At 52.4% G+C, this 18,565-nt stretch carries 15 protein-coding genes; 5 read left to right on the top strand and 10 right to left on the bottom strand.

Annotated features, from left to right (window positions below; genetic code table 11):
• Window positions 1-170 precede the first annotated feature (170 nt).
• Window positions 171-2,801 carry a PSD1 and planctomycete cytochrome C domain-containing protein gene (locus MK110_01105; protein ID MCH2209871.1) on the top strand — a complete coding sequence of 877 codons (2,631 nt, stop codon included), beginning with the start codon at window positions 171-173 and terminating at the stop codon, window positions 2,799-2,801.
• A gap of 35 nt (window positions 2,802-2,836) precedes the next feature.
• The gene (locus tag MK110_01100; protein MCH2209870.1) at window positions 2,837-4,285 is read left to right on the top strand and encodes a DUF1501 domain-containing protein; all 1,449 of its coding nucleotides are present in this window, start codon (window positions 2,837-2,839) and stop codon (window positions 4,283-4,285) included.
• A 402-nt stretch (window positions 4,286-4,687) separates the two neighbouring features.
• Here the strand turns inward: MK110_01100 and MK110_01095 are convergent, their stop codons facing one another.
• The 3 genes from MK110_01095 to MK110_01085 all read right to left on the bottom strand — a co-directional run bounded on the left by MK110_01095 (window position 4,688) and on the right by MK110_01085 (window position 6,699).
• Window positions 4,688-5,662, bottom strand: coding sequence for a glycosyltransferase family 9 protein (locus tag MK110_01095; protein ID MCH2209869.1), 975 nt, complete (start codon window positions 5,660-5,662; stop codon window positions 4,688-4,690).
• Between the two features lie 39 nt (window positions 5,663-5,701).
• Window positions 5,702-6,277 (bottom strand): DUF4254 domain-containing protein, encoded by a 576-nt coding sequence (locus tag MK110_01090; protein ID MCH2209868.1) that lies wholly within the window; start codon window positions 6,275-6,277, stop codon window positions 5,702-5,704.
• 221 nt (window positions 6,278-6,498) lie between these two features.
• Window positions 6,499-6,699: a hypothetical protein gene (locus MK110_01085; GenBank protein ID MCH2209867.1), complete on the bottom strand. Its 201-nt coding sequence runs from the start codon at window positions 6,697-6,699 to the stop codon at window positions 6,499-6,501.
• 118 nt (window positions 6,700-6,817) lie between these two features.
• Between MK110_01085 and MK110_01080 the strand changes: the two genes are divergently transcribed.
• From MK110_01080 to MK110_01070, 3 genes are all read left to right on the top strand, one after another.
• A complete protein-coding gene (locus tag MK110_01080; GenBank protein ID MCH2209866.1) occupies window positions 6,818-8,275 on the top strand; it encodes an MBOAT family protein in 1,458 nt (485 codons plus the stop codon).
• 17 nt (window positions 8,276-8,292) lie between these two features.
• Window positions 8,293-9,447 carry an SGNH/GDSL hydrolase family protein gene (locus MK110_01075; GenBank protein ID MCH2209865.1) on the top strand — a complete coding sequence of 385 codons (1,155 nt, stop codon included), beginning with the start codon at window positions 8,293-8,295 and terminating at the stop codon, window positions 9,445-9,447.
• A gap of 151 nt (window positions 9,448-9,598) precedes the next feature.
• On the top strand, window positions 9,599-10,177 hold the full coding sequence (locus tag MK110_01070; GenBank protein ID MCH2209864.1) for an alpha/beta hydrolase: 579 nt from the start codon (window positions 9,599-9,601) through the stop codon (window positions 10,175-10,177).
• 36 nt (window positions 10,178-10,213) lie between these two features.
• On the opposite strand, the gene MK110_01065 is transcribed toward MK110_01070, so the two are convergent.
• The 7 genes from MK110_01065 to MK110_01035 all read right to left on the bottom strand — a co-directional run bounded on the left by MK110_01065 (window position 10,214) and on the right by MK110_01035 (window position 18,382).
• Entirely contained in the window at window positions 10,214-11,695 is a 1,482-nt protein-coding gene (locus MK110_01065; protein MCH2209863.1) for a hypothetical protein, read from the bottom strand.
• Window positions 11,696-11,758: 63 nt separating this feature from the next.
• Window positions 11,759-12,724: a hypothetical protein gene (locus MK110_01060; GenBank protein MCH2209862.1), complete on the bottom strand. Its 966-nt coding sequence runs from the start codon at window positions 12,722-12,724 to the stop codon at window positions 11,759-11,761.
• Window positions 12,725-12,912: 188 nt separating this feature from the next.
• Window positions 12,913-13,602 (bottom strand): sulfotransferase family protein, encoded by a 690-nt coding sequence (locus tag MK110_01055; GenBank protein MCH2209861.1) that lies wholly within the window; start codon window positions 13,600-13,602, stop codon window positions 12,913-12,915.
• A 67-nt stretch (window positions 13,603-13,669) separates the two neighbouring features.
• Window positions 13,670-14,923 (bottom strand): N-acetyl sugar amidotransferase, encoded by a 1,254-nt coding sequence (locus MK110_01050; GenBank protein ID MCH2209860.1) that lies wholly within the window; start codon window positions 14,921-14,923, stop codon window positions 13,670-13,672.
• Window positions 14,924-14,970: 47 nt separating this feature from the next.
• Window positions 14,971-15,618 (bottom strand): imidazole glycerol phosphate synthase subunit HisH, encoded by a 648-nt coding sequence (gene hisH, locus MK110_01045; GenBank protein MCH2209859.1) that lies wholly within the window; start codon window positions 15,616-15,618, stop codon window positions 14,971-14,973.
• An 11-nt stretch (window positions 15,619-15,629) separates the two neighbouring features.
• Window positions 15,630-16,478: an imidazole glycerol phosphate synthase cyclase subunit gene (locus MK110_01040; protein MCH2209858.1), complete on the bottom strand. Its 849-nt coding sequence runs from the start codon at window positions 16,476-16,478 to the stop codon at window positions 15,630-15,632.
• Between the two features lie 464 nt (window positions 16,479-16,942).
• Window positions 16,943-18,382 (bottom strand): MBOAT family protein, encoded by a 1,440-nt coding sequence (locus MK110_01035; GenBank protein ID MCH2209857.1) that lies wholly within the window; start codon window positions 18,380-18,382, stop codon window positions 16,943-16,945.
• Window positions 18,383-18,565: the final 183 nt, after the last annotated feature.

Genomic DNA, 18,565 nt, shown 5'->3' with positions numbered 1-18,565 from the left:
TGGCCTGCCCGTGCGCACTGCAGTATGCTTAATCGACTGCAACAAAATTTCGTGTCATCAACAGTCCACGCCTGATGTCGTTGATTCAGCGGCTCTGCGGCGGCCCGACACGTGAGTTTGCTGCCTGATTTGGGTATGATGGGTGGTCGATACACTTGACAGGTAAAATTATGCTCCCGGTTCGACTCAACTTGACATATGCTGTCCTGGTGATCACTGGCCTGTGGACCGGTCCGTTGTTTGGTCAGACGACCGAACCTCAATCGAATTCAATCGAGGTCAGTTTTGTCCGGCACATTCAGCCTTTGTTTCGAAAGTACTGTTACCAGTGCCATGGCCGGGATGTGCAGGAAGGCGGACTGCGGCTGGATCAAAAACGTCATGCACTAAGCGATGGAGAAAGCAGCAGTGCTATTCTGCCGGGAAAGGCTGTGGACAGCCTGCTGCTGCAGATGGTGTCGACAGGGGACTCTGAAGGTCGTGTCATGCCACCACCGGATGAAGGACCGCGACTCAGCGACAGTGAAGTGGAGTTGATTCGCAACTGGATTGACGCAGGTGCCGTCTGGCCGGAAGAAGCCGATCCCGTGGAAAGCATCAGTCAGGAAATCTGGTCTTTCCGGCCGGTTAACCGTCCCGCAATTCCGACTGTCAAAAATTCGGCGTGGCTGAGCAACCCGGTCGACGCGTTTGTGCTGGCCCGAATGGAGAGTGCGAATGTTGAGCCGGCTCAGGCTGCGGACGCTGCTTCACTTGCCCGTCGAGTCGCATTCGATCTGACCGGTCTTCCCCTGACACTGGAACAGCTTGCCCGGTTTCAGACGGAAAATGAAATCGACAGCGAAGCAGCCTATCTGGCACTGTTGAACTCGTTGCTGGACAGCGAACACTACGGTGAACGGTGGGGACGACACTGGCTCGACGTGGCTCGCTATGCGGACAGCAACGGATATGAAGTGGATGGCGATAAGCCGCTTGCCTGGAAGTATCGAGACTATGTGATTCGTGCATTCAATGACGATAAGCCGTATAACCGCTTCGTGCTGGAACAGCTTGCTGGCGATGAACTGTCCGATGCGTCCCCGGAAACCATCATTGCCACCGGATTCCTTCGAGTCGGACCGTGGGATGCTGAGCGGGGGGCGTCTGTCCAGCCCAGCGAAGTCGTCGCCGAACGGTTCAACGAACTGGATGACCTGGTCAGAACCACTTCGCAGGCTTTTCTGGGCCTGACACTGGGCTGTGCCCGCTGCCATGACCACAAATTTGATCCACTTTCCAGCCGTGACTATTACAGCATGGTTGCGATTTTCGATCCACTGGCACGTGAAAAGAATCGCCGGACTGAACTGACTCGACCAGCCGTTCCCTGGAGCAGACTGAAGGAAAAAAACGCGGCTGATCAGCATGTTGCAGAATTGCGGGAACACGTTCGTGAACTGCGGTTGCCGTTGCTAACCGGAATCATCCAGACCGATAAAACAAAGCTGCCGGCCGATGCGATTGCTGCGCTGAGTGTCCCCGAGGGGGAGCGTACCGATGCTCACCGCAAATTACTGACAGGACTCGCCGATCAGATCGAACAGGAAGTTGATGATGCGTTCATCGATCGCGAGCTGACCAGCAAATATTTGACTGAGGAAGCCGTGGATGAGGTGGCATCCATACTGGAGGAAATCAGTGAATTGCAGGCAAGATTCGAGTATCCGGCCGCATATTTCTTTCATGAACCGTCAACATCTCCTCCGGAGACCCATCTGTTAAAACGTGGCAGTCCTGACCAGCCAGGAGAGGTGGTTTCCCCTGCAGTTCCACAGGCCGTGGTGGGACAGATGAATACGGAACAGCCGGAATTTGAGCCGCCGGATGAATTCACCACTCGCAGACGAATCGCACTGGCCCGCTGGATTACGAATGACGATAACCCACTGACGTCGCGCGTGATTGTTAACAGAATCTGGCAGTCTCACTTCGGAGCAGGGCTGGTCCGTTCGCCAAACGACTTTGGCAATCGCGGGACAAAACCAACTCACCCGCAACTGCTTGACTGGCTGGCGGACTGGTTTGTTCACGAAGCAAACTGGTCATTGAAGAATCTTCATATGTTGATCATGACCAGCAGTACATACCGGATGAGCAAACAACCCGGACCGACGATTGCTGACCGGGACCCGGACAATCTGTTACTTTCGTATTTCCCCCGCAGGCGTCTGGAAGCAGAAGCCATCCGTGACTCCATACTGGCAGTCAGCGGACAGCTCAATCGACAGCTGTACGGCCCGTGTATGTATCCGAAAATCCCCGACGCGGCTCTGCGCAGCGGCTATGATCCGACAAGAGTCTGGAAACCGTTTGATGAACGCGAAGCCTCACGTCGAACGGTTTATGCGTACCTCAAACGCAGCCTTGTTATTCCGTTTCTGGAAACACTGGATTTTTGTGATACGACACAAAGTGCAGCTCGCCGCAGCGTGACCACAGTGGCTCCACAGGCCCTGGAACTTTTGAATGGTGAATTCACTGTTCGTCAGTCTGCACATTTTGCAACGAGACTCCAGGATGAAGCAGGCAGCGACTTACCGCAGCAGATCAAGCTTGCCTACCGTCTTGCTCTCAACCGTTCACCAGCACCCGACGAAATTGCAGCGTTCACAGAGTTTGTTGAGCTGGAGACTCAAAGCCGACTGGCAGCCGGTGATGTGTCTCAGGACAGCCAGGCCAAACAGGAAGCAGCGACGCAGTCGCTGGCACAGATGTGCCGTGTCATATTCAATCTGAATGAATTCGTATATACGGACTGAACAGCAGCACAGCGCGAGAACGAAAAGAGCATCTGATGACAGTTTCACGATATCTGGCGAATCAGCCGCGCTGTCACCGAACGCGACGTGAATGTCTCTGGCAGTGGGGTGGTGGCTTCGCCGCCATTCCAATGATCGAGATGCTCACTTCCGAAGGATTGCTGGCAGATAATACCAGCCCGTTAAAATCCCGGATCGCTATGCCGCACTTCACGGCAAAGGCGAAACAGGTTGTCTTCTTTTTCCTAAACGGAGGACCCAGTCAGGTCGATACCTTTGATCACAAGCCGGCGTTAAAAAAGTACGAAGGGAAAGAATATCACCGCAGTGTGCAGATTGGTTCGAATGGCCGCCCCATTGGCAAGCTCACTCCTTCTCATTTTTCATTCAGAAAACACGGTGACAGCGGTCTGGAGATCAGCAACCTGTTCAAAAATGTGGCCAGACATGTGGATGATCTTTGCGTGATTCGCTCGATGCATGCTGACACACCCACACACAGCCCGGGTATTCTGCAGATGAACAGTGGAAGCATCTTTACGGGACGACCCAGCCTGGGGTCCTGGGTCAACTATGGACTCGGCCGTCTGACTGAAAATCTACCCAGCTACGTGGTCATGACGGATCATCGTGGCGGTCCACGCGGCGGAGCAGCGGCGTGGACATCCGGGTTTATGCCGGCAGCACTCCAGGGAACCCTGTTCCGAAGCCAGGGTGCACCGATACTGAATCTGGATGCACCTGAAGGAATCACCGATGAATCGCAGAAACGCGGTCTCGATCTGCTGAACCGACTGAATCGGCGCCATCTGGACAATCGCGGGGCTCAGTCGGAACTTGCGGCACGAATCTCGTCCTATGAACTCGCCTTTCGAATGCAGCAGGGAGCGGCAGAGGCAATCGATGTCACGTCGGAAACGGCTGAGACACAGAAACTTTACGGGCTTGATCGCAAAGAAACTGAATATTTCGGACGTCAGTGTCTGTTGACACGTCGCCTGCTGGAGCGCGGTGTTCGTTTCGTGCAGCTCTACTCGGGCGGGGGAGCGGATTCGTGGGATGCTCATGATGATGTGATTGACAACCACGGTCGGCACAGCGAAGAGATCGATCAGCCGATCGCCGCACTGATGTCGGATATCAAACGTCGCGGCATGTGGGACGACACGCTGTTCATCTGGGGTGGTGAATTCGGGCGAACACCGACCAGCGAAGGAACCGGAAAACCAGGACGGGATCACAATCACTACGGATTCACAATGTGGCTGGCAGGCGGCGGCGTGAAGGGTGGCCAGGCGATCGGTGCCACGGACGAAGTCGGTTTTACGGCGGTTGAGAACCGCGTGCATGTCTCAGATTTTCACGCCACGATCCTGCATTTGCTTGGAATGGATCACGAGCATCTGACCTATTTTCACGAAGGACTCGACCAGCGACTCTCAGGCGTTCAGGCACGCCGCGTTGTGCACGAAGCTGTTGCATGACCGGAACCGGGGCTCTCCGGACCGGCCGATATGAACACCACATCCGGAAACATTGGCGCGCTCACTGTGCGATTTTGAGGATATCAGCGATCGTCACATGCCGGATGAATTCCCGAAGCTCGGGACAGGCGTGTACCTGTCGATCAAGTGCTCGATGTCATACTGCGGCTGACTGAGTTGTGCCTACTGATCCAGCGCTGATCCGTCACGCAGCAGACGAATCCGGATTTTCAGATACACATCCTCACCGGCGTGTAACCCGTCGATCACTTCAAGATCCGACCCGGCGCGGGCACTCATACAGTGAAACCGCATACAATTCGAAGCCGTGACGAAACCCGCCGGCATTGATGATGCCGTTCAAATTCACCGGTACGACGTGCTCTGCCGGATAAAGCAACCTCACGCCACCGAGGCAAAAGAATCTCTGTCGAGTATCTCCTGAACGCAGCGGAGAACTCTTTCTACCGAGAGACCCGTCATCCGGTGACTGGATGAAACCAGCGCATTGTTTCTGTCCGCAGACAGGGGATACGGGCCGAAACGGTCCGGCGACGTTGGTCCAAACAGTCCCAGAGTGGGCCTGCCAAGTGCTGCAGCAATATGAAGCGGTCCACTGTCATTTGCGATCACGACACGTGCTCTTTGCAGCAGATCCACCATTTGGAGCAGCGATGTTCGTGTCGTCAGATTGATGAAGCGATCCGGATTATTCGTCACCGGGTCCTCCCAGGCGAGATGACTGTCCCAGGCAACTGTGACATCGGGCCGTGCTTCCAGAAGGGCGGTTGTGAGTTCGGGAAACCCGGGCCATTCTTTATGCGGTCCTCGACTGTTGGGAATCATGACGATCGGTGCGGTACGACTCAGGCGATGATCAATGGTGTCCACTGAATCACCGTTAATCACGACGGGGGACCGCAGCGAAGCATCAAGTCCGATCGACGGAAGAAACTGCAGTAACCGCTCAATCGCATGTGTATTTCTACCACCATCCGGCAGCGAAACAATTTTGTCACAGGCAAGCCGGCTCAGCTCCCGTGCATCCGGACTTCCCACTTTGAGTGGACAGTTGGCTGACCGTAGCATCAGACCGCTTCGCAGTAGCCCCTGAAAATCGAACGCCGCATCGAAACGACGATCCCGCAGAGTACGAATCGTCTTCCAAAATTCATGCAGGCCTCCAATTCCGGAGCGACGATCGAATTCGATCACTTCGCCGTTGACAGTAGGACAGCGCTGCACAATCTCCCGGAACTGTGTCTTAACAACCCATGAAATCACAGCCTCGGGCATTTGATCCCGGATTGACTGCGCAACCGGCAGCGAGCAGATGATGTCGCCAAGCGAACTCGGCTTGATAATGAGAATCTGCATTCGCCCTGCTCCGTTTCCATCAGCGGACCGGCGAATCGATCAACCCGCCCGACGCAGCTCCGGATTCGTTTCCGTGTCGTTGTACATTTTGAATTGGAAATAGACTCGAAAACTGCGTTTGCCATCCTGAATTTCGCACAGCAGGTCCGTCAGAGCCGTACTCAGATCCGTAATTTGACGCAGAATGACGTCCAGTCTGGTCCGGCATTTTTCGCGATGCTCTTCGGCTGCATCCGAACGGTCGACCTCTTCCTGCATGTGGTATCTTTTAAGCGCCAAAATCGACAGACGGTCGATCATCATTCCGGGTGTTTCCGAATTAAACGGACAACCGGATTCGGGAGGCTTCAGCATGACCACGATTCGACGATCCATCTCCTCAATGAGGTCATTTCTGCGCTGGTTGTGAGCATCAATCGCACGTTTCGCCAGCCGAATACGCTCATCACCCAGATGATCGCAGCGAGCAATGTCTTCTTCGTGCCACAAATTGAAATTTTCCAGATGGTTCCGACTTACGATGTTCAGAAACCCATCACCGCTGGTCACCGGTTCTGAAGCATGCCAGCATTCTGTCAGTTCACTGTGGAGTTCCAGAATCGCCGTGACATCCATCCGTGGACTCCTTCATAAGTTTGTCATCTGCCGTGATCACGTTACCGCCGAAACCGTGTTCCGTGTGCTGCAGCAACCGTACCGCAGTACACGGTCAGGTGTCAATATCACCCCAATGGGTGCCCGTCTGCTGAAAACACGAGTACAAGGTGTACCGGTGGCAATTTTAAATTAATGCAGTCATATGGCCGGCAGCAACAGGCCATATCTGGAACTCGTCATCACACTGCTTCCCGCAGACTCAGACATGTCGTACCGTCTGATTCAATGAATGCATTTGACAGAACTTCAATGGTCAGCAGTGACAGCAATGCTTGCCTGTTGTATTTGTTCGCAAACAGCGTACTGGCAGATTCTGCCGTCACGTACTTTCCCAAATTACCCTGACCGGCCTGCTGAGAGCTGCAAGCCAAGCGAAGCATGCAAATCCCCCGAAAAATCACAGCAAAATCAACCGTGTGCTGATTCCAGCCGATCTAGAACGAAGGCGTTTGTCGTCTCATATATTCGGGGTTCGGGGGGGATGTCCGAACTTCCAGGATGCACTTCACAAGCTTCACCTATCTTGCATTCCTGCCGCTCGTTCTGCTTGCGTATCGGCTGATGCCGACGTACGGGCTTCAGAACGTTCTGCTGCTTGTAGCCAGCTACGTATTTTACGGCTGGTGGGACTATCGATTCTGTCTGCTGATGCTTGTTTCTAGCCTGGTTGACTACACCACCGGGGCAATGCTTCACCGACAGAAAAATTTGCGCTCCAGAAAGTGTCTGCTGGCGTTCAGTATCGCATGCAACCTTGGCCTTCTGGGAGTCTTCAAGTACCTGAATTTTTTCACCGAGAGCTTTCGGGAACTCGGACAACTGTTCGGCATGAACATGTCCGGCGGAACGATTGAAATCATCCTGCCGGTTGGGATCAGTTTTTATACTTTTCAGACAATGAGCTACACGCTGGATATCTATCGACGCCGGCTGAAGCCGGCTGACAACCTGATTGACTATCTGGCATTCGTCTCATTTTTTCCTCAGCTTGTTGCCGGACCAATCGAACGCGCCAGTCACCTGCTGCCGCAGCTCCGGAAGGCTCGCAGTGTGTCCAGGGAAGAATCAGCCGGCGGAGTTCGGCAGATTCTGTGCGGTTTTTTCAAAAAAATCGTCATCGCAGATTCTGTTGCTGTCTTCGTTACGGCTGCCTACGTCAGTCCGGCTGATGCAACCGGGCCGGAACTTGTACTGGCAACTTTGCTTTTCGCGTTTCAAATTTATTGTGACTTTAGTGCCTATTCAGACATCGCTATCGGTACCGCACGACTGTTCGGAATTCATTTAATGCAGAACTTTGCATATCCCTATTTCTCACGAAGTATGCGGGAATTCTGGCAACGATGGCACATTTCACTTTCCACGTGGTTCCGCGATTACGTTTACATTCCACTGGGAGGGAACCAGGGATCCGGTCTGATACGAAACCGCAATCTACTCCTGACGTTCCTGATCAGTGGCTTATGGCACGGAGCAGCCTGGAGATTTCTGGGCTGGGGAGCCCTGCACGGCACCGCGCTCATTACCGAAAACTCGGCAAACATCGGAACTCTCCACGGAAAACGACTTCAGGAACACCTGTTGCCCTCATTGTCAGGTCTGGTACGGATGCTGCTGACATTCTGTGTTGTCTGTCTGAGCTGGGTGTTGTTTCGAGCAGAAACCATCAGTGACGCTCTGATGATCTGGAAAAAGATGGTGTTCAGCATCACAACATTGACTCACTGGAATCCGTTATGGATTGAATACTCATCCAGAGGCCCGCTGTTCTACACACTCAATATGTTGCTGGTGTTCGTACTCGTCGAATGGGCCCATCGTCATCATCCCTTTCCTCTGGAAATCGGACACTGGCCGACACCTCTTCGCTGGCCCGCCTACACGCTCGTCTTATGGCTGATCGTGGAGCATGCTGACAAGACGCCTCAAAGTCCGTTCATCTACTTCCAGTTCTAATACGGGGACCGGGTCCAGTGCCAAAATGGGTATCCAAAACCGCCGTAACGATGGTCACCGTTGCCCTGATGCTGCTGACCTGTGAAGTAGCAACACGTTTATTAGCACGTATCGCACATGACGTATCACAGCGAGACCCGCTGATTGGCCGCCGGTTTGAACCCAATCTCAATGAATACATCTACAATTACGAGGCAGATGCTCCCGTTCTGCTGCAGACAAACCAGGTGGGATTTCGCGGTCAGCATCTGACCGTTAATAAAATGCCGAATGTTCGCCGAGTGGCTGTTCTCGGCGACTCATACACCGCATCGATGGCGCTGCCCGAAGAACAAACGTTCTGCTTCCGGTTACAGAAATTGTTGAACGAAAAAGCTGGTGACTTTCAGAAATGGGAAGTGCTGAACTTCGGAATGCACGGTTCAGGAACCGGCCAGGAGCTGGCTTTGTATCGACACCTGGTCAGAGATCTGAAACCCGATATTGTCATTGTCGCATTTGGTAACGCAACTGATGTACGGGACAACAGCAAGGAGCTCAGTACCAATCCCATCATCCAGTATGAACTGAGTGATGACGGCCGGCTTGTACAGATTCCCCAATCCCGCGGGCGAGTACGAGTGTCAAACTTCCTGAATCGCGTGAGCCGTTTCTATACCTGGCAAAAAATGAAGTCCAATACCATCAAGCAGTTGTTTCATTCTCAGTCGGGCGTGGAACGAGGACGTCATCTGGTTTATGCCCGACAGGAGCCGGAGACGTACCAACGCGCCTGGAAACTGACGGCTGAAATCCTAAAAGCATTTCGCGACGAATGCCACGAGCAGGGAGCCGATCTGATGTTGGCGGGCCTGCCATCGGCCTATCAGGTTTATCCTGATTTTTTTAGGACCCTCGTGTCGGAAAATACGGAACACCTGGAACTCGACCCGGCTCACCCTGATTGCCGTCTCGAAAAAATCTGCAGCCGTTTGAGTATTCCTTTTCGGTCCCTCACTCCGGCCTTCATTGAAAAGACACCGTCCGGATCGCATCAGGTGGAATCTGAACAGTTGTTTATCGGTGGCGTGACACATTTCAACGCCCGAGGCAGTTTGGTAGCCGCGAGTGAACTGGCGTCCATGGTCTCGGAAACACGGATTGCCGTGAAAACGCCAAACCGGCGTCTCTAATTCAGTGATGGCAGCGAACGGGGCCTGCCGATGCATACGATCTGGCCGTCCGCCCCTCCTCGCGTTAATCTTCGTCGGAACGACACTCGCCGGAGTCGAATAACTGCCGGACACGTGGTCATAACAATGTCAATATGCTTACGGGAATCTCGTGGCAACGGAAATCGAATTCCACGACAAACAAAAGCCGCAAACGATCGTGTCGTTCGCTGGGATCGGCGATGGAATGGGAGCAATTCAGAAGACAGAGTTTTTTCGGCTGACTGAACAGGAATTCAATGTCCTGTTTGTCAAAGATACGAATCGGTCCTGGTACAACAGTCTGGATATTCCCCAAATCCGAAGTTATCTGAATGATCGACCGGTCATCACCATCGGCAACAGTATGGGAGCATTTCATGCCGCGATGTTTGCAGCGGATTATCCCGTTGAGAAAGTAATCGCATTCGCGGTTCAATATTCAATTCATCCGGATGTCGTACCGTTCGACAACCGTTATCGAAAATTTGCCAATGCCATCAGCGAATGGAAATATCGCCAGCTACAGTTCAATGACACGACTGAATATCACTTCATCAGTGGTGACGGTCGCCAGGAAGTTGCACATCTCGATTTGATTCCAAATCAAAAAAACATTCGCAAGACCGTGATCCCAAAGGCCGGTCACAAAGTGGCTCGAAAACTAAAAGACCAAGGTCGACTGTATACGCTGATCGAGCAGATTCTATAACGAGGATTACTGCTGCCGCCTGCGCGCGGCCTGCCACTAAGCGGCATCGCAGTTCACTCCCTGTGTTTTTCCTTCTGCGGCCGAATGTCCCAGTCGGAGCAACACCCGCGTCCAGAGTTTAACGGCACGACACAGGACATCATCACTCGTTCGCATGATTTGACTCAGCAGCGGATAACGAATCTTAATTCCCTGCGCCACCATGGTCTTTCCGGTGTATCGGATGTAGCGCAGTTCGTCCTGGTCATACTGCTCGAAATAAGCGAATCGTGCCGCATTTTCCCGGCTTCCAACAGGCAGGTCCTTCCGAAGCAACTCCAGAAATTCATCAACACTTGCCGGGTTGTGGGAGATTTCAAGATCATCGTAAAGTGATGGTCCAAGCATAATTGCAGGCTTGTTCATCCAGCAGGCTTCGATGGTGACTGAAGATCCAAACGTGACAACCTGATCGCTCCACTGCATCAACGTGTATGTGTTTGCTGTATCTGTTGGTTCATAGATTCGGACATTTGGCAACTCGGCAACGTTGCGAAATGGTTCGACAACGTCTGCAGCAATGTCCGCCTGATTCGGATGGAATCGAATGCAAAACAGATAATCAGGATTCTCACGGCACGCACGTTCCACGATGGGTGCGTAATCAAGAAACGGAGAAACCCATTCTTTGCCAAGTGATTCAAATTCATCCTGACTGCTCAGGAATATTCCAATCTTCTTTTGGAAGTCGGCAGCGTCGGGTGGCCTAAATTCCACGGCGTGTTTTCTGGCATATTTGTTAATTTGTGGACGCCGTCGCCCCCCGTAAAATTTTTCTGCGACACGATAATCGGCCGGCTGTCGACGGACGCGTTGCTGAATTGCCTTGCGGTCATGCGCAGTGTGGCCCTGAAAAATAATTGGTTTTTGCGCTGTCGTTACTTCCAGGGTATTGAAAGCAATGCCAAACCGTCGAGCAGCAATCAGACAAAATCGCGAACAGGCATGACGTCCGTTGAACACTTCAATCCGGTCCGGAGTCACATCTCGCACCAGGGCATCCATGGATCGCAACAGCCCCTGTGCGGTTTTGTAGTAACGTCTTCGAATCGATCCGATCAAAGATCTTCGCGAAACCTCACCATTCATGGTACGAAATGTCGTCGTGACCCCACTTTGAACTCCTTCAGCAAGTTCTCGACGATCCTGAAGAGTCAGTGGATGTTTTGCGTCTTCGCGAGTGACCGGGGTGTCCAGAGGAACTGTCTGCAGTCCCGCTGCTTCTGCCGTCTTCCGTGCCCGCGTTTTGCACACCAAACACGCAAGCGGACTGCCGGCATAGTTAACAGCACAGGTACCCGAACGACTGTTGCAGTAAGTCACTACAACGTTGTCTCCGTCATCCTGAAGCTGCTTTGCGCGTGCGACGGTGAGGAGCAGGTGCTTACGCCACAGTGGGTAGGCCGCATGGACAATGACCTGCTGTTGTGGCGGCCTGTTCGCCGAACTTTGCTGCAGAGTCGTGAGTGGGTCTCTCAAGGTTTCACTCCGTGGAACACGGAAACGCATAGATCCCGATTCGGGATTCAGGAGTAGAGTTTGCTATCTGACGACAGGAGATTCAGCTGCGATTCGTGACCGGGACTCAAGCTGGTTTAAGAGGACCGTCATTGAGTCATTCAACTGAGTTGACAGTCGGTCTGCAGCTGCTTCATTCAGGTGGGTAATATCAGTGTAATCCGCCATCACGTACTGGTCGTCAAATGAATAGTCGACGAGGATAACTTCATCACTGGTGTATTCGTGAATGAACTCCATGAACTCTTCGATGTCACCATCCCTGTACGCGTTCATTTCTTCCACACGTATGGGGAGCATGCACAAAAACACCGGAGTCCCGTGTTCGCGACAGTCGGCCAGCATCCGTTCGAAATACTCGACCTGAATCGGCAGTCGCACCGTCGTGCGGTCTGTTCTGTCAGACGGACTGGCAACTCCGGGTTTGATGTACTGTCCGTTGTCACGGAGAAACGTTCGACCATTATCCGGCATGAACAGATACTTGGGATTCAACGATCGAATATATTTTTTAAATCGCAACTTGGTCTCGGCAAAGGGACGTGGCTCGTAATCGGCCAGATAAGCTTCACCCAGATAGGATCCGTAGAGGTGGTTTCGATAGTAAGAAATAAACTCAAACTGAAAGTAATCCACTCCAATCGCCAGATACTGAAATTTTTTGTTCCGGTCACGAAGCCACTTCAGCTTGTGGTACATCTGATTGTAGGTGTCGTTGTCACAGGCGAAGTTGTAAGTTGGAATAGAGAAACGATCAGGATTGACGCCACGATAGATCCTGGAGTTTCCAAGAAATAACAAATCGTATTCGCGCGACGCCGCGTTGCTGAACGAATGATCTGTTTGTGTCTGTGCACTGGGGCCTTTTGCACGTTCCAGCAGTCCAGGTCCAAAATACAAACCAAACGGCAGCCAAAGCAAAAACGGCAGGAATGGCACTAACACAAACTGCAGAACTCGTTTTCGAAACTGTTGAATCTCGTCATTCATCGCCTGGACACCTTCAGCATTCGCCACCGCAACGGAATGCCTAAACTGGCCGGGGTTCTGTCAGGAATTCGCTGAATGATTATGCGCCAGTGGATTTGCGGTACTTGATACAACGAAGACACGCTTTTACTCAGGTAATCAACAGCTCATACAATTCTTCGAATCGATCATCGAATTTCAGTGACGTACTATGCAGCAAGTTTCCCGGACAGTTGCAGTTGCTGACGTCGCTCTGCTGAACACCCGTCAAAGTCGTAACCAAAAAATTCGATATCGCGTGCGAGACGCTCAGCCACCAGTTCCTTCAGATCATCGGTATAGAATCCCCGATAGTCAGAATGTTTTGAACGATTGTCCTTCGGAAGTGACGGAGCAACACCGATGCGGTTGCAGACGGTGGCAAAGTCCTGTGATAAATTCTCAAAGTATCCAACGAAATCCATCAGGTTATTGCCATAGCGATCGCAAATCCGCGGTGCCTGAAGGATCTCCTGCCGAGTCGTCCATTCGTCGACAAATCGCGGAAACGACATATCCGCGACCCTCTTTTGGTATCTGTGATTGGGACGAGCAGGAATAAAATTGTACAGCGAAACCAGCAAATCCCACGGATTACGTACAAAAGAGAATTTGAACAGTTTATGAAAAACATCAGCTGGCAGGTTTCGCTGAATGACGGCTGCGCTGCAGTGTCCGCGGAACCGCTTACGACGCCACGGTCCAATATGATTGACATGGATGCCAACCCCTGCCAGCAGCCGATTTTCCCACATCGTGTCCGGCCGATTCGCATATTGACTCAGACAGTTCGTGACGCTGGTTCCAGCAGTCTTTGGGACATGGATAAATAAAAACTGCCTGTCGTGAGAGATGAGCATGACTATTCAGTCCTGGCGGTTGTGTCGGCATTGCACCAAATGCCGACATTTGGGCAGGTGTCTGCTGTTACGCAGCTTTCACGCCCTGCTGCGTGTCATCCAGTCCGGTGCCTCCAACCGTATGTCTTAGCTTCCAGTCGCCTGATGAGTTCTGCCCCCACAGATGTGGCGATCGAAATCGGTCGGTCATTGCATGGAACTCTTCGGGACGAATTCCAATGTAATCCATGACTTCCTCAAAGTAGCGATCCGGAAATTCACCTTCGAAGCGATTAACCAGAGCAATTCCTTCGTCGCGGGTGACATGCGCGTTACGTATTTCCTGCGAAGCATCGTAAGTGGTGCGACCAATGCCAAATTTTATATACGTGGTGTAGTAATGCAGGTCATCAATTTTGTCATCAATGCTGTTGTACTTGCTGTAGGTACCCTGCGTACGAAACGGTCGCGCCTTGAATCCGGTATTCTCAACGGCATAGTAGTAGACTTCCTGAGGTGTCCATTTCAGATAGTAACCCAGGTAGTGCACCTGCACGTCCGTACGACTGAGTTCTTCCGCCTGAGCCGGCAGAAAACACATCAGATCGCTCAGCGAAATATCGTATTGCTCTATCAGCCGGCTGATTGACAATCCACCAAGATAGATGTCGTTCAGGTTCTGAAACGTGTGGTAGGATCGACTCCGAAGGCTGGTCGCAGTGTCAGCGATCGGATTGCCGTATTCGGCTTCATTCTCACCGTAAAAGACCAGCGGAATACCGAGTCGCGCTGCCAGTTTTGGTCCGAGATTTTTTTGCCCAAGAATGAATGTCTGGAACGGGTGAAACAGGTTTTCAATCGACAACTTCGTCAGCAGTTTCATCACCCGCCCGTTTCGGGTGAATGAAATGTTGTCGAACCCTCCGACGTCCAGCCAGTTCTTCCAGTTTTCGTATCCGTACTCGGTATACAGAATTGGCGGCCAGGTAACCGTGAGTGGGTTCATACCGTATTTGTATTTGAGGACATGGGCCTGGAAGGCACTGTCCTTTCCGCCGCTCCCGGGAACGATGCAGTCATAGCTACCGTCTTTGCTGCGGTATTTGTCCAGCAGTTGCTGTAGTTCTTCTTCCCGCTGCCGCCAGTCAATTTGTTCTTTATGTTCTGTAACACGACAGGCGTCGCAGACACTTTCCCTGTCGAATGCCAGAGTGGTTTTCTTTGAGTCAATTGTGTGTCGGAACTCGACAGCAGAAGCCGGACGCTGATTGGACATCACACAACGTCGGCAAAACCTAACCTCGGACGGAAGGCCGTAGAAGGTCTCATTTGTCTGCGGCATCAAAGATTCCTTTCTTTGGCGGCCGTCTGTTGAGCGCAAAGAAAACCTCAACGAAGCGAGCAGGCCCAGTTTTCGTAGAGCTGCAATCCCGCCCGTGCGCTTTTTTCCGGATGAAACTGACAGCCAAGGATACTGCCGTGCAGTACAGCAGAGCAATACCGAAACTCACCGTATTCGGTCATCGTCAATCGGTCAGACTCCTGAACCGACTGTGCACAGTAAGAGTGCACGAAATACATAAATTCCTTGTCAGAAATGCCGCTAAGGAATGTTTCCTGCTGTACATGCCCCTCAAATATGATGCGGCTCCAGCCAACATTCGGGACTCGATACTGTTTGCGATTCAGGATCTGATCCGGAATCCGGCTGATTCTGCCGGATATAAGCCCCAGCCCCTGATGTTCACCGAATTCTTCGCTTGATTCGAACAGCAACTGCATTCCCAGACAGATCCCCAACAGGGGTTTGCCGGCTTTTGCCACCTGCCTGAGGGGCTCAGTCAACTGCAAATCGTTGAGGCTTTGCATTGCGTTCCCGAAAGCGCCAACCCCCGGCAAAATGATACCGTCTACGGTTTCCAGCTGTTCCGCAGAAGCTGAGACGAAAGCGTCCAGCCCCACATACCGACACGCCTGCTGAATACTGAAGAGATTACCCAGCCGGTAATCGATGATCTGGACTCGGGGCAAAGCCATGGTGGGATCACTTATTGACGTACATTGATACCGATGTCAGCCAGATTTCGTTTCAGATCCGGCAGTCCGGTGGCCTGGATTCGACTCACATTGCGACCACTGCGAAGGAATTCCGTGTTCCCTTCACTGGATAGATCGCCGGTCCTCGACATGTGTCGGAGGACGTCATAATGCAGCAGACTTGCAACGGCAACGGCATCAACACCTGTCGACTGAATGACTTCCGACACCTGCCCTGACTCACCAGGGCCACCGTGAGCGATCACCGGAATCGAAACCGAATCTGCGATCAACTTCGTCAATTCGTGGTCGTATCCTTCTCCTGTTCCGTCACAGTCCACAGATGTTGCCAGAATCTCTCCTGCGCCAAGAGTTTCCACCCGTCGAGCCCACTCAACAGAATCCACACCAGTGTATTCGCGACCATTATCCGTATAGGCTTTGTAGGTTCCATCCGGCTGACGAATACTCTCAATGGCCACAACAATTGTTGAAGAACCGAATCGCATCGCGGCCTTGCTGATCAAATCCGGATTTTGGATCGCGGCAGTGTTAATGGCGACCTTATCAGCACCGGCCGCGAGGACAGCGGAAATGTCATCAAGCGAACGTATCCCCCCGCCCACAGTCAGCGGGATAAAGATATCTTTTACCGTGAGTGAGACGACCTCGTGCAGACTGTTTCTCTCATAGAGACTGGCGACCACATCCTGGTAAATCAGCTCATCTGCTCCGTGATCGTAGTAAAATCGTGCAAATTCTTCGGGCCGTCCAAGAACACGCAGGCCCTCCAGGTGAATCCCTTTGACCAGATTCGGACCCTTGATGTCCAAACGCGGTATGACGCGTACGGTGCTCATTGCAAAAATTCGATTCAATTTATGCGTATAGGGAGTGAAACACACTGTTGAGAAGTGATCGCTGCATCCGGTGGCCCCGAACAGAGTTCCCGCCGGTCGCTTTCCCCTCCATAAAGCTTATGAAGCGCACAGCAATTCAATCAAGAGGCGTTTCAAAACAGTCACAGATGGCGGAAGGAAGGCTTCAGGCACTGAGACTTCGAATGACAGTCAGCCGGCAACAGTCCCGTCGTTTCACGTTCAATGACTTGAGACAGGTCGCCTGACGATGCCGAACCGGGTCCGCCAGAACCCGCCAAACCGAAGAGATCCACCGGAGTACGTGGTGAGTGGAAAGGGCATGCTTATCCCGACATGTTGAGATTCAGTCAATTCCAACATTGTCTGAGTACTCTGTGCTCAGTCCGGCCAATGTGGCTCCGAGCTCGAATATGCATTCTTCGTCGGTAGCCGGTTCCAACGGTTCAGAACTGAAAATAGATGAAGTCCTGCTGCTCGCCACCAATGGCCACAATAGCGATGCAGATACCGTAGTACAGGGCCCAGCGAGCAACCCTTGGCCAGCGAATACCAAAACCGGCAATTGCATATGACTGGTGTCGACCGTGCCATTCAGTCGCCACAAACAGGGCAACCAGGCACACAACGTCTGCCGGAAACACTTCAGGCCATGCAAACAGTGACGCTGAAAATATATTCCGAATATAACCCGCCGCGTGACCAACCGACTCAGCGCGAAAAAAGATCCACGCAAATGTCGTGAGGCTGAACGTGGTAGCCATCGCACTCAGTTCGCGCCACGACGGGACCGATCTGCCTGATGCCACTGTATCGGTATAGTTTCTGTTTCGTTTGAGCAACAGCAGCGGGAGGAAGAAAACGGCATTGAGTGCTCCCCAGACGACAAACGTCCAGTTGGCTCCATGCCACAGTCCGCTTACCAGGAAGACCACAAATACGTTTCTGACACTCACCCAGGAGCCTCTGCGACTCCCGCCCAGCGGTATGTAAAGGTAGTCGCGGAACCAGGTAGACAGTGAGATGTGCCACCGACGCCAAAATTCAGCAATGTCACGAGAGAAGTACGGGTATGCAAAGTTCCGCATCAGGTCAAAACCAAACAGTTTCGCCGTTCCGATCGCAATATTGGAATACCCCGAGAAGTCACCGTACACCTGAAAACTGAAAAAAATGACGCCGGCGATCAGTGTTGTTCCGCCGTACGATTCGGAATTGTTGAACACCGCATTTGCGCAGGCAGCACAGTTGTCAGCAATCACGACCTTGGTGAACATTCCCCAAAGAATCTGGCGCAGGCCGTCGGTTGCCGTGGTGTAGTCGAAGATGCGAGAGCGTGTGAACTGGGGTAACAGGTTCGTGGCACGTTCAACTGGACCGGCTACAAGCTGAGGAAAGAAGCTGACAAACGCCGCAAATGCAAAGAAGTCATGTGTGGGTCCCAGGCGACGGCGATAGACATCGATCGTATAGCTCAGCGTCTGCAGTGTATAGAAACTGATTCCGACCGGCAAAACGATACTCAGTGACGAGCTGCTGATTTGAGCCCCAAAAAACGTGAATGCACTGACGAACGAATCGGCGAAAAAATTGCAGTATTTGAAAAAACCCAGGAAACCCAGATTAACCACGATGCTGGTCCATAGAAGTGCCTTTCGGCGTCCGGGAACATTTGTCTTCCCAAGTTCCCTCCCGACCAGATAGTCAACCAGTGTGCTGAACAGAATGAGGGTCAGAAAACGATAGTCCCACCATCCGTAGAACAGATAACTTGCTGCGCTCACGAACACATTCTGTCGTTTCAGGTCGCAGCGGATCGGCCGCCACCAGAACAACGTCAGAACGATCGGCAGGAAAACCGCAAACTCAAGGGAGTTGAAGAGCATGTTCAGGGTCCTGCTGCCCGAAAGCGAGACACTGCCGAAGAATCAGTTACTGACCTCAGGGCGACCCGAATCAACCAGACCTGCGGCCATCGGCACGGAACCGGAATTGCGCTGTGCACCGACAGACACGATGAAAGAACAACGGCACAGAGTGAGCGTACATCCAGTCCGTTTTTTGGATCA

Source organism: Fuerstiella sp., from assembly GCA_022447225.1.
Classification (GTDB): domain Bacteria; phylum Planctomycetota; class Planctomycetia; order Planctomycetales; family Planctomycetaceae; genus S139-18.
The sequence above is the reverse complement of the archived record's forward strand: the minus strand, read 5'-3'. Positions and strand labels throughout refer to the sequence as shown.